This is a genomic window from Nitrososphaera sp., from assembly GCF_013388945.1.
GTDB lineage: Archaea > Thermoproteota > Nitrososphaeria > Nitrososphaerales > Nitrososphaeraceae > Nitrososphaera.
This window is the reverse complement of record NZ_JACAEH010000014.1, coordinates 163,497-178,465: the sequence shown is the minus strand read 5'-3', so window position 1 is coordinate 178,465 and position 14,969 is coordinate 163,497. Positions and strand designations below refer to the sequence as shown.

The 14,969-nt window shown below is 49.6% G+C and carries 14 protein-coding genes; 10 read left to right on the top strand and 4 right to left on the bottom strand.

Translation table 11 applies throughout. The features are described from left to right. From HXY31_RS08290 to HXY31_RS08260, 7 genes are all read left to right on the top strand, one after another. Positions 1-513: chitobiase/beta-hexosaminidase C-terminal domain-containing protein (locus HXY31_RS08290; protein WP_292641850.1), on the top strand; the 513-nt coding region annotated here is incomplete at its 5' end. 226 nt (positions 514-739) lie between these two features. After that, a complete protein-coding gene (locus HXY31_RS08285; RefSeq protein ID WP_292641854.1) occupies positions 740-2,080 on the top strand; it encodes a glycosyltransferase in 1,341 nt (446 codons plus the stop codon). Between the two features lie 5 nt (positions 2,081-2,085). Beyond that, complete coding sequence (locus HXY31_RS08280) at positions 2,086-3,873, top strand: right-handed parallel beta-helix repeat-containing protein (RefSeq protein ID WP_292641848.1); 1,788 nt, start codon at positions 2,086-2,088, stop codon at positions 3,871-3,873. Continuing rightward, complete coding sequence (locus tag HXY31_RS08275) at positions 3,873-5,801, top strand: polysaccharide deacetylase family protein (RefSeq protein WP_292641847.1); 1,929 nt, start codon at positions 3,873-3,875, stop codon at positions 5,799-5,801. Before HXY31_RS08280 ends, HXY31_RS08275 begins: the two co-directional genes overlap by 1 nt. A gap of 362 nt (positions 5,802-6,163) precedes the next feature. Beyond that, on the top strand, positions 6,164-6,334 hold the full coding sequence (locus HXY31_RS08270; protein WP_292641845.1) for a hypothetical protein: 171 nt from the start codon (positions 6,164-6,166) through the stop codon (positions 6,332-6,334). A 435-nt stretch (positions 6,335-6,769) separates the two neighbouring features. Further along, positions 6,770-8,128, top strand: coding sequence for a cadherin-like domain-containing protein (locus HXY31_RS08265; protein ID WP_292641843.1), 1,359 nt, complete (start codon positions 6,770-6,772; stop codon positions 8,126-8,128). Positions 8,129-8,407: 279 nt separating this feature from the next. Further along, positions 8,408-9,085, top strand: a complete 678-nt coding sequence (locus HXY31_RS08260; RefSeq protein WP_292641840.1) for a winged helix-turn-helix transcriptional regulator — start codon at positions 8,408-8,410, stop codon at positions 9,083-9,085. Positions 9,086-9,120: 35 nt separating this feature from the next. Here HXY31_RS08260 and glmS read toward each other — a convergent pair whose 3' ends face one another. Further along, entirely contained in the window at positions 9,121-10,890 is a 1,770-nt protein-coding gene (glmS, locus tag HXY31_RS08255) for a glutamine--fructose-6-phosphate transaminase (isomerizing) (RefSeq protein WP_292641838.1), read from the bottom strand. A gap of 129 nt (positions 10,891-11,019) precedes the next feature. Further along, positions 11,020-11,256, bottom strand: a complete 237-nt coding sequence (locus HXY31_RS08250; protein WP_292641836.1) for a hypothetical protein — start codon at positions 11,254-11,256, stop codon at positions 11,020-11,022. 346 nt (positions 11,257-11,602) lie between these two features. Between HXY31_RS08250 and HXY31_RS08245 the strand changes: the two genes are divergently transcribed. Beyond that, positions 11,603-12,352: an Lrp/AsnC family transcriptional regulator gene (locus tag HXY31_RS08245; RefSeq protein ID WP_292641835.1), complete on the top strand. Its 750-nt coding sequence runs from the start codon at positions 11,603-11,605 to the stop codon at positions 12,350-12,352. A 988-nt stretch (positions 12,353-13,340) separates the two neighbouring features. Next, the gene (locus tag HXY31_RS08240) at positions 13,341-13,586 is read left to right on the top strand and encodes a hypothetical protein (RefSeq protein ID WP_292641832.1); all 246 of its coding nucleotides are present in this window, start codon (positions 13,341-13,343) and stop codon (positions 13,584-13,586) included. Between the two features lie 56 nt (positions 13,587-13,642). On the opposite strand, the gene HXY31_RS08235 is transcribed toward HXY31_RS08240, so the two are convergent. Together HXY31_RS08235 and HXY31_RS08230 are read right to left on the bottom strand one after the other, a co-directional pair. Beyond that, the gene (locus tag HXY31_RS08235; RefSeq protein ID WP_292641830.1) at positions 13,643-13,828 is read right to left on the bottom strand and encodes a hypothetical protein; all 186 of its coding nucleotides are present in this window, start codon (positions 13,826-13,828) and stop codon (positions 13,643-13,645) included. Positions 13,829-13,955: 127 nt separating this feature from the next. Next, positions 13,956-14,213, bottom strand: coding sequence for a hypothetical protein (locus tag HXY31_RS08230; RefSeq protein WP_292641828.1), 258 nt, complete (start codon positions 14,211-14,213; stop codon positions 13,956-13,958). 557 nt (positions 14,214-14,770) lie between these two features. Here HXY31_RS08230 and HXY31_RS08225 point away from each other — a divergent pair. Further along, complete coding sequence (locus HXY31_RS08225) at positions 14,771-14,941, top strand: hypothetical protein (RefSeq protein WP_292641826.1); 171 nt, start codon at positions 14,771-14,773, stop codon at positions 14,939-14,941. The last annotated feature ends 28 nt before the right edge of the window (positions 14,942-14,969 follow it).

The following is a 14,969-nucleotide window of genomic DNA, read 5'->3' as shown; positions in this document are numbered from 1 at the left end:
TCCCAGCAGAGCGTCACCTTGAGCGCCGACGAGCCGGCGACCATCTACTATACCACTGACGGCAGCACACCTACCACGTCAAGCCCTGTGTACAGCTCGCCAATACCGATAACGGCGCTGGGAACAACCACACTGAAGTTCTTTGGGGTAGACGCAGCCGCAAATACCGGAACTGTCCAGACAGAGACATACACGATTAATGATACCGTGCGACCCGCCGTTAACATAACGTCCCCTTCCGCGGGCCAGTCTTTTCAGGGTCCCTCTACGGGCGTGGCAGTAAATGTGCAGGGCACCGCCTTTGACGACGGTGGCATCCAGATAGTGGAAGTGAGGACCCAGAACACCTCGTACCAGCCGGCTACGCCAGCTTCTCCTGGCGACTGGTCTACGTGGACCCATTCAGTGACGTTTGTTGCGGAAGGTAGCCACACCCTGATAGCCAAGGCCACGGACAACGCCGGCAATGTCCAGTGGTTCACGGTCAGCATCACGATCACGTTTACCGGATAGTACTCGCAGGAAACAGCCCGGTTCCTGCATTCTTGGCTTGTGCACTGGCATCAATCAGGATGAGAATACATTCTAGTACGTCGCATGTCCATGGGTATTCTTCTTAGTTTACCGCTGGAACTCGGTCACTAGTCTTTCATAACGTTGGCGGATGTCTAATTCGGAAGTTGGACTGAGTCGGATGATTGTTGGCACCAATAGAGGCGAAAAGCTAGATCACACCTTGATGCAGGCGCAGACAGTCGCGCCACTAAAAGTTCAGAGGACAAGCGTTAAGCAAAAAATTGCAAGGGGCATGATACTTGCCGGCATAGGGAGCATCATACTCGTCAAGATCTACCTCGTAGTTTTTGTTATCGACCTCATTACGGGAATATACGGTCTGATAACAACTTCTCTTGTATTTGTCGCATTCTTGTTTGCATTTCTTAAATACCAGGATCCATCTTTCACAGGAAAGTTCCCACCACCTGAAAAACCCCATTTTGTCTCAGTGATAATACCTGCCAAGAACGATCCCGTGATAATCAGAAAGAGCGTGGCTGCTATTCTTAACTCCACATATCCTCACACGGAAATCATTTTCGTCAACGATGGTTCTACCGACGACACGGGCGCCGTCATGGACGAGTTGCATAAGGAGAATCCGGAGAAGGTGAAGGTCATACACATGGTGCAAAATGTCGGCAAGAGGAGGGCAATCCGGGAGGCCCTGCTTCAGGGCTCGCCGAAGGGCGAGATCATACTCCTCATAGACTCCGACAGCGTTGTGAAGGACGATGCCATTGAAAAGATAGTACGCGTTTTTGATGATCCCGATGTGGGAGCTGCTACCGGAAGTGCCAAGGTGATAAACGTGGACCAAAACATACTGACAAAGATACAGGACACATGGTACGACGGTCAGTTCTTCGTAATCAAGGGAATGGAAAGTTGCTTCAATAGCGTCACCTGCTGCTCTGGCAGCCTATCTGCATACAGGAAAGAGGCCATACTGCCGTGCCTGGATGCATGGTGCAATGACAAGTTTCTGGGAATCGAATTCAGGCCCGGTGATGACAGACACCTCACAAGCTACGTACTTGGCGGCAATAAACACTACATCGATAGAAAGAACAAGTCGTGGAAGGTGGTCTACTGCGCAGGCGCGCTGGTCTATACCGAGGCTCCCTCGACTCTGAAAAAGTTCGTTAATCAGCAGATACGCTGGAAGAAGAGCTGGGTCAGAGTCTTCCTCTTTAACGCGCCGTTCTTCTTCAAGAACCGGCACGTGGTATCAGTCCTCTATTATTATACGCAGATGACGCTCTCCCTCCTGGCGCCTATAATAGCATACAGGGCGCTTGTCTATCTGCCCTTGAACGGCAGGGTCTATGACGCCATGTTCTACCTTTTCGGGCTGCTGTTTCTCGGGCTGATGTTCGGCATTACATACAGGCTGCGAAATCCTGACACAGGAGACAGGTGGCTCTACCGCATTCTGATGACGCCACTGTCGGTGTTCTTCAGCTCTCTAATGTATTACTCCATCTTCACGGTGAAAAACAAGTCTTGGCTCACAAGGTGATTTGAATGGGTTTCACGATTCCAGTCATCGGGGTTGCAACGGTAATCTTTGCTCTTGTGACGTGGAACCTGGTACTGCCAGTGTCAAGCTCAAAGAATGCAGACTTTCTCCAATACGCAAGGAACATCATAACGGACGAGTACAAGCCCGGCGGGAGCTTGTCGCCTCTGGTCCCCGTCATGTCCTCGATAGAGCCATTCTTGAGTACAAAGCATGAGTTGCATACGGGTCCACGGGTGCTGGCCGACGGCAGCGAAAACCCACGTCAAGTTACACTGACCTTCTATGTCGAGTACGGCAACCATCTGGAGCTTCCACAACTAGTCGAGATACTGCGCGAATATGGGGTGAAAAAGGCCGTATTTTTTGTTGAAAAGTCGTATATGAGTGCCAGGCCGTTCATGATCCAGACACTTGAGTACAACGGCTACAAGGTAGAGGCGTGGGAAAATGTTGGTGCCTACGACAGAGAATACGCTCCAACAGTTTTTCTCGGCGTACCCCTGATAGGTAGCGAGCTCCTCCTGAATGTTCAACGTGACAACAACGCGGCATCATTCCTTTCAATGGCGTTGCATTACAACGAGGCAAGCGTGGTGGCATTCACCCCCAAAATAGTTTCTCACAGACTCCTGCTGGACGAGGTGCTGAAGTACAACGACAAAAGCCTGATATTTACAGATGAAAACAGGTCTACTGCCAGCAATATCTACAGCCCCGCCTACCTCACAGAGCACGAGGAGGATCCCAGCTACACCGATCCCGTACTGGACTTGGCAGGCGTCGGATCGGAGTACCGCGACTCGGTGCTCATAAGGGAGGGCGATTGGACCATCACAAAGTTGCAGGCAGCCTATCCTTTTGCCATAACGTATTTGGAATCTAGGGACGCATACGTCATCCTTGATCCACTTGTAATTGACAGCGACGCACACCTTGCCATTGAAAATGTCACGGTCCTCCTGCGCTCGTCAACAGACAAACCTGCGACGCTGGAAGTGAGGGGAAGCGCAGTCATCAGGAATTCCACCGTATCTTCGTGGGATCCGGCGACAGACGGGTCTGACATTAACGGATACCACCCAAGGCCGTACATACTGGCCAAGAATGGCGGCGTGATCAATGTTTACGACTCGGCCATAACCCATCTTGGATATTCCCTTGGAGGGGTAAGCGATACGAGATATGCCCGGTCTGCAATATCATATTACAACACAGGCAACTTCGAGGTCGTCAATTCAACCATAGCCTTCAACTATTACGGCTTTTATTCCGACCACGCCACCAACTTCAGGATAATAGGTAACGAGGTTTACGGCAATACCAGGTACGGACTTGACCCGCATACCGGCTCAAAGGACTTCATAATAGATTCCAACTATGTTCACGACAACGGCAACCAGGGCATAATCTGCTCACTGCAATGCGCAAACGTGACAATAACCAACAACGTAGTCGAGTACAACATCGAAGGCATCGGCCTGCACTGGCTCACCAACTCCAGCATAGTAGAAAACAATGTCGTAAGGTACAACCAGAAGTACGGGATCTTCATCCAGAAACAAAGCTTCAACAACACGTTCCAGAACAACGTTGTGATTGGAAACGGACTTGGGATCGGCCTCCTCGAAGGTTCCTCTGACAACGTCGTCCGTCATAATACCGTGGCCGATAGTCGGATTTCAGACATCTACATGGAGCGCGACAGCACCTCAAATGTTGTAGAAAACAATTCATCTTTTCCGGTGGCTTACGAAGTGCCTGAAATAATTCGAGGAAGAATCAGGGAGTAGTGAAGGATCTGCGCGCCGTCAGCCTTGTAAAATGCAGAGGATGCGCATACAGGATGGCACTGTGCGCACTTGCAGCCGCCATCATCTTTGCTTCCCTCCCTAAAGACTCGTACTCCCAGCAGATCGAGGGCTCTGGCTTGCCATGCAACTGCGTGATATTCCGGTTTGACGACATTCAGGACGACTTTGTACAGCCCGCCCAGCTTGCCGTCATGGATCTTTTCCTCCTGAAAAACCAAAGCCTGTCGCTCGGCCTCATCATGGGGAGGCTTGGGGACAACGATATGATAGTTGACAAGATCCTTGAGGGAAGCTCGCGTGGCATCTTTGAGCTGAGCAACCACAGCTGGACTCACGAGAACCACTCCACTCTTACCAAGGCTGAGCAATTGAATTCAATCCAGCAGGCAAACGACAAGATGGCAGAGATGTTTGGAGACAGGTCTGACGTGTTCATAGCGCCCTACAACCGCTTCAACTCCGAGACCCTCGATGTGATGAAAGAAGTAGGCATGAAGATAATCAGCTCAGAGACCGACCTGGACAAGTACCCGTACTTTTTGTCCAGCGGGGACACCAGTCAGGATCCATCCGAAGACGAGGAGGAAAAAGTGCACCACATACCTGCAACTACTGCGTTTAGGACCAAGGAGGATGCAGAGCCAGGCAGCATAAAAGAGTTCACCAAGGTGCCTGTTGAGCAGATAATGCGCGAAATAGACTCAAGCATCGCCTCATACGGATACGCAGTGGTGATGATGCATCCTCAGGACTTTGTAAGGATTGAAGAAGGCAGGTATACAAAGATCCCTGACGAAAGGGAGTTGGTGGATCTTGCGAGGCTGATGGACTTGGTGCAAGCAAAAGGCTACCAGATTTCTACCTTCTCGCATCTGGCTGGATTGTCTGACAGGCACTATGAAGGGTCGAGCAGGTTTGGTATGACATACGGCAGGGATACACCACTGAACGTCTTCACTCTTGGAAACAGCCCTGCAGGAGTTGCCATAAACTCTGCGACAGGCATGATCTTTGTTACGAATTCCAAATCTGACACGGTCTCTGTCATTGACGGCTCGACGCGCACGGTCCTGCAGCAAATTAGGGTGGGAGGCGCGCCATTCGGGATCGCTGTCAACCAGAACACCAACACTGTATATGTTGCCAACTGGCTGTCCGACTCTGTGTCCATTATTGACGGCTCGACGCTCAGGGTGGTAGGAAACTTGCCTGTGGGAGGCGCGCCATTCGGGATCGCTGTCAACCAGAACACCAACACTGTATATGTTGCCAACTGGCTGTCCGACTCTGTGTCCATCGTCGATGGTTCAACGCACAAAGTCATCGACTCCATAAGAATAGGCGGCAAGGCGTTGGCCCTTGCCGTGAACCCTGCGACAAACTTCCTGTACGCCGTCTTCCCGAAATCGCTTGCTGTTGTAAACCTTGAGGGCAAATCTCTTTCCGCCAGCATCGAGTTTGACGACAAGGCAGACAGGGTTGCCGTAAGTCCCGCGACAAACACAGTTTATGTGACTCACGCCGGCTCCGACTCTGTATCAGTAATAGACGGCAGCACAAATTCCGTGATCAAAAAGATAGCTGTTGGCGACGTGCCAGTGGGAATAGCTGTTGATCCGGTTGCCGGCCATGTGTTTGTGGCCAACTCCGAAGAGAATACCATTTCCGTCATAGACGACAAGTCGCACGCCGTGGTACTGACCCTGCAGGTGGGAGAAAACCCTGTTTCTATCGACGTCAATACTGCTACGGCCGCCGCATACGTCGCAAACATCAATTCGCACTCTGTATCCATACTCGATTCCAGGATCGTGACGGTTCCAGAGTTTCCGACATTCGTGGTGATGCTTGCTGTAGGATTCACAATACTTTTCTTCATGCAATTTACTAGAAAATTGAAGCATTGAGCAGAAGTTTTGTGCGCGACTGATGGATTTACGCTTTAGAATGCTTTGGCAAAATGCAAATTATTTATTGTTCAATAACTCTGACAAAGGGCAGATTAGAAACCTGTGTAAGACTTGGGGTAGCATGAAGGTCGAGTTGATTTTAATTTTCTGCCATTTTCCCCTCAAAACACCTCACGTGCTTCGGTTTTTTTGGATAATTCTTCCAGCGCACTTCCTGTTGGATACCGCATATCTTTTCTGCCGTGATGCCAGTCAATATGTTGCTGCTTCAGGAGTGTTGCTGAAAGATGAGTTGGCTTGATGAAGTAGGAAGGGTTGCTTTTGATCTCTACTACACTATCGAGCAGACATTTGTGGAGGTGTCAGACCGGATAGTACACAAGTCGTACAGCATGGGCGACGTGGTTATAGGCGGCCTGATTGTTTCTGTGATATCGGGAGTGATAATCCTGGGCATGGTGCAGTACTACTCATTTGACAGGAATATTGCACGCAGTCTCCATAACGATGACGCTGGGGATGGTTCGTGAGGTGGCCGAATGGATGCATGAGCGCCGTGTTTACGCTGAAGCACTTTATCGCCGCGCGCCCGTGTTTTTGCGTAGCTTAAAGGCCGCTTGTCGCACAGCATGTGCTTGAACGACAACCACAAAGCTTGTATTCATACATATTTGACGCAAATGGCCAATTGCCAGCTTGTAAGGTAATATCCCCTGTCACCAAATTAGCCGCATTTTGCATAGCAGCTTATCATGCAAATCAGTCTTCATGCCTTCATGAGTGGATCCGGGAACCTGTGGGTCATAGGGGGGTTAGGGAGCGGCGCAGCCCTCACGATTTTGATTCTGGCTTTACCTTTTGGACAGATCCTCCAGAACGGAGGAAGCAATTACGACGATTCTGGCTCACTTTCTGCGGAAAGTACGATCCAGATTTATGATGAACTGGGAGTGAGTCTGAAAGACGTGTCGGAAACCGGCGACCTGCAAGACGTCTCAAAGGATACCGCCCTTTTCTGCGACATGCCCGATACGGTCAAGGAGAATTCGACGATCCCTGTTCTATGGCGCCTCACAGACCTTACAAATCTGACCGGTATTGAAGAAAAGACAGTTGTCCTGACGCTTGTCGACAGTGACGCGGGTGTCAGGGCAGTCACCGGTCAGGATGGATACGCGAGCGCGGCGCTGGACCTTGCAGGACTTGAGCCCGGCAGGCATCTGGCCTATGGCTTTTTTGATGCGGATTCGTCTTATCGCCTATCCTCGTGTGAGAGAGAAATTGAAATACTGGCCGACGACGGAATTGCGTCAGGACAGGATGAAGCTGCGGAACCTGTTTCTGAGGACGATCCTGTATTACAGAACGTCGCTCCGACTGCCACTGACGATTCTGCGACGACGAGCGTCAACACCAGCGTACTGATAGATGTTCTTGAAAACGATGCTGATGTTGATAATGATCTTTTGACAGTTATCGCGATTTCAAACCCTGACAATGGATTGGCCGTCGACGAGGGTCAGGGGCTTGTCAGGTACAGTCCTGAGGCCAACTTCATAGGAGTCGACGCTTTTACTTATACTATCTCCGATGGTCGGGGCGCTGAAAGCACGGCCACCGTTTCCGTAACTGTTTTCAGGCCCTCAGGCTCCTCGTCTTTTGTGCCTGCCTGTACCGACACAACACCTCCCCAGCTGCAAATCATGACGCCTTTGCCAAATAGCATAACTGCTGGTCCTTCAAACGGCGTGCTGTTGCTCATCGAAGGCGCCGCATCGGACAATCCGGATGGCTGCGGATTTGACAGGGTGCAGGTAGCCATCTTCAATCAGGATTCAGGCAAGGTTACCAGGTGGTACAGGCAGGCGGATGCGATAGGGGTCGGACCAGACATCTGGTCAGAATGGAGCTACCAGTTCAAAGTGTATGAAGAAGCAAACTACAGGATAGTGGCTAGAGCATTTGATAGTGCAGGGAACGTAAGGTGGCTTTCTTCAACGACAGAAGTAGTATTTGACTCAGATGCGACGCAGCCAAAGGTGACCATAGTGTCTCCTACAAACGGTGAGACTGTGGCTGCAGGCGCGAGTCTGACGGCCACCATAACCGGAACATCTTTTGACGCGATGAGCGGAATCGAGAAAGTAGAGGTAAGAACAGGCAATACTTCTTACCAGATGGCAACCCCAATCTCGTCCGGCGACTGGTCAGAGTGGACTCACGTACGCACTTTCAATGCGTCTGGCGCACAGACACTGGTGGCGCGATCCACCGATGGCGCCGGCAACATGGGATGGTTCGTGATAGAGATCGTACTTGCTTGACTGCGGTTAAAGTACCATTGCGTGCTGTACAATACGAGATTCTGGCAGGCTCTCAAGCGTTACCGGTTACCGGAAATCCACAAAGAGAACAATAACATCTTGCAGGAAGCATAAAGCGGATAGTCCTCCACAAATTCTGCTGCAAATAGGAGGCATTTCTTTTATCTCTTCTCTATGTATCCAGTTATCGTATTGGGATAATGCTGCAAAGATACGGAACTGACCGTCATGACGATCCTTCAAAAATCATAGGTCTTCTGAATTTGCAAGGCAATGATTATGGGAAAATATGAAGAGGGCAAAACCAGACAGGATCTCTTGGAAGAGCTTGCAGAATTTGGCGTCAACCCTGCAATATTCCAAGCAATCTCTTCTGAAGGGATCCGGGATCTGATTGAAAGGATGCGCGAAATTAGCGGCTCTCGGCCGGCTTCAGGAATGGGTGGTCCGCGCAATAATGCGACTCCGACGCTGTCCGAGACAGATCGCGAGATTCTGAAGGTCCTGCTGGGCTCTACCGGTAAAATCTCTTCTTTACAGCTGTCAAAACGGCTTGGCATCCCACTTAGCACGATCCAGAGAAGACGGAAAAAACTTGAATCTGACTTTTTAGAAATGTCTTATTCTCTACGGGTGGAAAAGTTTGGATGGAGAAGAGTGAGCCTCTTTATTTCAGCGCAAAATGGCAGAACTGCGGAGATTGCCAGGGAATTGTTATCCTGGAAAGACTGTACGATTCTAGTAAGCAGGACGATGGGGAAGAACAATGTGGATGTGGCGGCAGAATGTCTAGTATCCGGGAACGATGCACTTCTCCGGCTTATTGAAAAGGTGAAATCTATTGGGGTGCAGGACGTATCCTGGAGCGAGACCGTCGAAGTTGTAGGCCATAATCAAGGTCACCTCGTCCGCATGATGGAAGACCTTGCCAAAGACAGGCAAGTCCAAGTCGGATGAACAGACTGGCTTATTTCGTACCGCGCGCAGTAAAGCTATCTCACAGTTACGGACTTTGCCAAGTTTCGCGGGTAGTCTGGATTTACTTTATTTTGCAGTGCAAGATAATAAGAGAGCATCTGCAGGGGGATTGCCTCCAGCAGGGGATAGATGTTGCTCTCCGCCTCAGGCAGCTCTATCCAGTAGTCGTACGTGTCATCCCTTACATTTGAAATGCCAATCACAGTCGCACCTCTCGACTTTATCTCGTGAAGGCTTGACAAGGTGTCGACGTATGTGCCGTCTCTGGGATTTAAGACTATGACTATGGCGTTGGAGTCTATCAGTGCAAGCGGACCGTGTTTTAGTTCGCCTGCCGCCAAACCTTCTGCGTGAACGTATGCAAGCTCTTTTAGCTTGAGCGCCCCCTCCAGTGCTATTGGATAGTGCAACGCCCTGCCAAGCAAATAGATGTCGTTGAACTTTGCAATGCTTCTGGCAAAGTCTGCGACGAGGTCACATTTGGAAAGCACCTTTGCTACTGCCTCTTGTAGTACCCCGCGCTTGACTACCAGCTCATTCTCGCGGCCGCCTAGGATAGAAGCTATGGTATAAAGGAGTGCCACCTGGCTCGTGAAGCTCTTGGTTGCCGCGACTCCGATCTCAGGCCCGCAGCCAAGTTCCAGGTACATTTCCGAGGCCCTCGCAAGAGAGGAGGTGCTAACGTTAACGATTGAAAGTATGGTGCAACCAGATTCTTTGGCTTTTTTTACCGAGTGCAATACATCTGCTGACTCGCCACTCTGCGATATTGCTATGAGCACGGAACCGGGTTGTATCGCGTCTGATTCGTAGCTAAATTCGCTTGAAATAATGACATCCGCCCTTACCCTGGCAAGCTTGGAAAAGAAATGTTTTGCCTCAAGTGCAGCGTGGTAACTCGATCCACTTCCTGTCATGTAGACGTTCTTGGCGTTAGAAATTATTTCGCAGAATTTTCTCAGGCTGTCGTTGCTGACATCCGCTGCTCTGAACAATGTCGCAGTCTGTTCATTGATCTCTTTGAGCGTATAGTGAGCGTGAATTCCCTTGTCGGCCAGTCCGAGTTCCCACGAGACTCGAGTCACCGGACGGCTTATGGGGTTCCCTGCACTGTCAAAGATTTCAAGTTCATTATCTCCGGAGAGAATAGCGGTGTCACCGTTGTCCAAGAAGACGGCCTTGTCGGTATGCTTCAGAAAGCCAAGGACGTCGCTTGAAATAAAGTACTCGTTATCAGCAATGCCTATGATGAGAGGCTCTTCCCACCTGGCAGCAGCGATTGTGCCATCGTGAAACGCTGCCACAAAAGCATAGGAGCCTTCCAGATCGTCGCACGTGCGAAATAGGATAGACTTTATGTCGTCGCCCTTCACGTAGCCTTCTTCAAGAAGATGAGCAATCACTTCACTGTCCGTATCGCTCCTGAAGGTGTGACCACGTTCAGTAAGTTTCTGCCTGAGCTCGCGGTAATTTGATATGATGCCGTTGTGCACAACCGCGATTTCTTGTCGACATGTTGGATGGGGATGTGCGTTCTTATCCGTGACGCCGCCGTGGGTCGCCCACCTGGTATGGCCTATGCCGATCTTGCCGACCATCTTGTCAAGGTCGAACCTCTCGTTGACTTCCTGCACCTTGCCAACCCCCTTGCGAATTGTAAACTTGTTATCATCAAGCATGGCTATTCCTACACTATCGTAACCTCTGTACTCCATCAGGCGGAGACCCTCAACCAGGATCGAAGCAGCATCATTGTTGCCTTTGTAGCCGAGAATGGAACACATTGCATACAGGTAAGATGACGGAGTATGAATGAAGCATCTTCATAAGCAAAAGATTTTCCGGCATTACTAACCACATACGATTTAAAAGACGCGGATTTTCATCAGAAACCAATTCCGGCAGCGCAAGAATCAGCGTTTACGAGCGTGATTGTTCTCGCTAATCTGTTTGGTAAGCCTTTTCATGACGATGGACGCAAGCGATTCTCCTCCTATACGGACGAGGAACCCTCTGAGTCGGCCTAGATTTCCATTTTCCTCAAATGAATAGCCGGATTCCTCTAGTTCCTGAAGAACCGCTTCCTTCACTCGCGGACCAAAAACATCCAAGGCTGCATCAAGCTCGACTTTAAGCCTTCTTTCTTCCACTCGGCGCGTATCAATCGTATCCGCTGGCACCGACTTTATTATACTTTTTGAGTTTCCACGCGGAAACTCCCGGAACCTTTTTACCGGATTTCCCGATGCAGGACTCGGAAGGCAATGTACCGTTCAGTTTTACGATGGTCGGCAGAGAACCCCGCATCGAGTTACGGCTTCAGAAGCTTGTGCTAATGCGACCGCGGTTTTGGATCTGCCTTCGTACCCGCGTTGATCGAGAAAAACGGAGTCATCCGGTCAACTACTTCTTTTGAAATGGTTAATCTTTTCACCAAGGCCAGTTAACTAGGACGTATTGCCTTTATCACTATCTTCTATTTCAAGAAACCATAACATGACACAGGTAGAACCAGCACTAAAAACCTTACATGACAATGAGTCAAAGAACAAAAACCAGGATTTCGATATCCACTCTGCGGTCAGCCATGCAGCCAGCAAGCACCAATCCCGGCACGAAATCCTCGGAGAGCTTGAGAGCCTAGGAGTTGACACAGATGCGTTCAGTTCGCTTCCGATGGAGAATCTGAGCGAGTTGTTAGACAGCCTTCAAAACCTGGTAAGAGCCAGTTCAATGCACAGGAGGCCGGGGAGGCCGAAAAACAATGGTGAATATATCCCCGTTCTATCAGAGCCTGACAAGAAGATATTGAGGCATCTTTTTTCTTCTAACGGATACGTGTCCTCTTTGATGCTATCTCGGGAGCTGGGCATCCCGCTGAGCACTGTACAGAGGAGGAGAAAAAGGCTAGAGTCGAATCTGGTCGAAAGGCACTATACGCTCAGAGTGGAAAAGTTTGGATGGAGGACAGCGACCCTGTTTGTATCTACAACCAATGGAAAAACAGCCATTGTAGGAAAGGATATCCTGGATATGAGTAATACTGTGACCTCGGTTACAAGGACGCTCGGCGAGAACACCATTGACATAAAGGTGGAGGTGATCTTCAGGACCAATCATGAACTGTTGTTGCTGATAGACCGCATCAAATCATGTGATGGGGTAAGAAATGTCTTCTGGAGCGAATCAGTCGAATCAATCGGCAGGAACAGCGATTGTTACCGCCAGGTTATTGACTCTTCCTAGGCAAGCCTGCGTGGTTGCTGCTGCAGGCCCATACCAGCCTCGATTCTTCCTAGTTTTTTCTATATACGAGTCTTCCATAACTGAGAAATATCGCGGTCCCATATAGTTGTCTGCAGGGTTGGTAATGAGAATGAGCAATGATACACGTAATTTGAAGCGTGTTACGGACGATCTATCAGAAATGGGGGTAGATATTGGCGGGCTCCTTAAACACAATCTGTCATTGGACGAATTGTTGGATCTTAGGGAGAAACTGACCGTCTTACTTTTGAGAAGTTCTGAGAGAAAGCGCGAAAACAATCCTGTACAGAGTTTGCCATTTTAGCTGCCGGAGCCACGTCTGCGCGGCGGGTAATGCAAAGGTTGTTTGTTAGATTTTTCATGCATTGTAGGATATTTTATGTAGAGCTCTTTCAGCTCCCATCGAACGAAACCTGCAACTTTCGCTCCAGAATCGATATAGCACAAGTTTCATGAAACGTTCGCTGCCTGCGCGGAGATCCATTCTGCCGAACCGCCATCGAATATCTCTCTTTGTGCAAATACCCGGCGGCAGGCTGATTGCATTTGAACATCTCCCTTGGCAAAAATGGCGCGCAATCTTTCCTTGTTGCGCCTGCTGCGAGGCCTGGTCCGGAGTTGCGATCGACAGCAGGGGCAGAATTTTTCTGTGACAATCATCCATACAAAGCATGTTCGACAAAGCCGGAAACCCACCTCGTAACGACCCCTTTTCTGCTCTTTGTTGGCCCTGAAACGTTCGCAGAAGCCCTTGCAAATGTGAACCATCGTGGTAGGTGGATATCCGGAATTATAACTACCTGATACCCGCATGGACGAGATTTCATGGCGACGAGGGCCGGAAAAAGGTGTAAAAGTGACACTGATAGCAACCGATTAGGAGCCTGTCCATAGGTCTACACATCCGACCAGTCGGACTCATTGCGCATCAGAACGACTATAAGACTGCTTTATACAAGTTGAGCAGATGAGCATTGATAGCCGCGTGTGGTTGGCGGTTGACAAGACTCTCGACGTTCTTGGGCCCAAGGTGAGGCGTGCCATCTTGAGCGAACTCAAAGAGCAGCATAACATAGTACTGGATGAAACCTACTGCACTTCCCCTGAAAAAGTGCAGACAGCGTTTGAGCTGTTGATGCACGATTCCGCCGCGACCCTGATGAGTATTTTCCAAAAATACCTGCAAGAATATTCAGCTGAAAAAAAATCGTAGCTGCGTTGGACCACAAGCAGGACAGCTGGCTGGGTGCAAGGACAGAAAATCACTTCCTATGGTGTATGACTTATGACCACGCGATTGTCCCTCTTCTCGGATGCTTCGAGGAGTCTCTCAATATTTTTCAGTAGCGTTCTCAGCTCGTCAGCAGAAAGCGACAGCTCTACCAATTGATCTATCCTGACCCCAAGCTTTGCGAGTTTCACATACTCGTCGACTGCCGAATCAGGATGCCGCATGGAACTCGCAGAGGTTGTATGTAGTTAATAAGGGTTATAGAAGAAAATAACGTATGAATTTAGCTGCAACTGGGACTAGCCGGCATCGCGGCTTAAGATGCCTGCCTGCTCAATAGAAATTTTACTGTCATGTCCCATACACGAACTTTTGCAGATATGCCTGCTCGCGCTTTTCTCGTATCCAATGGCGAAGAATAAGCTTCCAGTCATAGATGCTTTCAGGCAGGTCTAGAACGCATGGAAGACCTTCCACAACGTGGTTGTAGACGATTCCGCTTTTTGTTGCATAACGGAATTTTTCATCTTTGCTCGTTCTTATCGCATACTCTGTTCCTTCCTCGTTGGCCCATATCTCTATGACTTTGTCGGTCTTGGTGCGCGTCACGCAGGACATTCTGCCTTCTCGTATAACACGATGATACCCGGATCGCGGCCACAAACAGGCAAAGTTGCTCATCTAAAACTTGGAGTTTGGTATTGAATTCATTGGTCAACCTGACCAGCAGGAGCCCAGCGCGTGCTTTGAACAAACATGCGGTCAAAGTATCCGATGGTTGATGGAAGGTCATTATGGTATGGAAGACTAGTACAAATCAACTGGTGTTTTTTTAACTAACCGTCTCGTATGTATATCACTCGCAACACGGGGGTGTATGGCTGAACGTCGCAGCTTCTCCCCGCACCGATATCCCCCATGCACCCCCAGTATTTCGTATCCTGCCAGCATTCTTGATACTCGACGTGATTTGGGAGGCAGGCCGTGTATGACACGCATGTCCCATACGTGACATGAGGTCAAAAAAACAGAACAAGTAATCCGCTGGCCGTAGTATCGCGGTGACCCAAGAGGTAAGAACCTTCAGGCGCGTATGAATGAAATGTTCGGTCACGTGCAGAATAGTGAAAACAATGCATGTATACTGAAGGAATTCATCAACTCTGATGACAGCAGAGAATGCCTTGGCCCTCAAGAACGTCATCATTTTCATTATCAAGGGATACTACGAGTCGAACATGATCTCTAGAAATGAAGTAATGGGCATACTCAATACCCTCAATACGCAGCTGACGGAAGAACTTTCCCGCTCATATACGGATTCCAGCACGCAATAGACTTTGGCGCTGCCTTCAAGAAACGAGC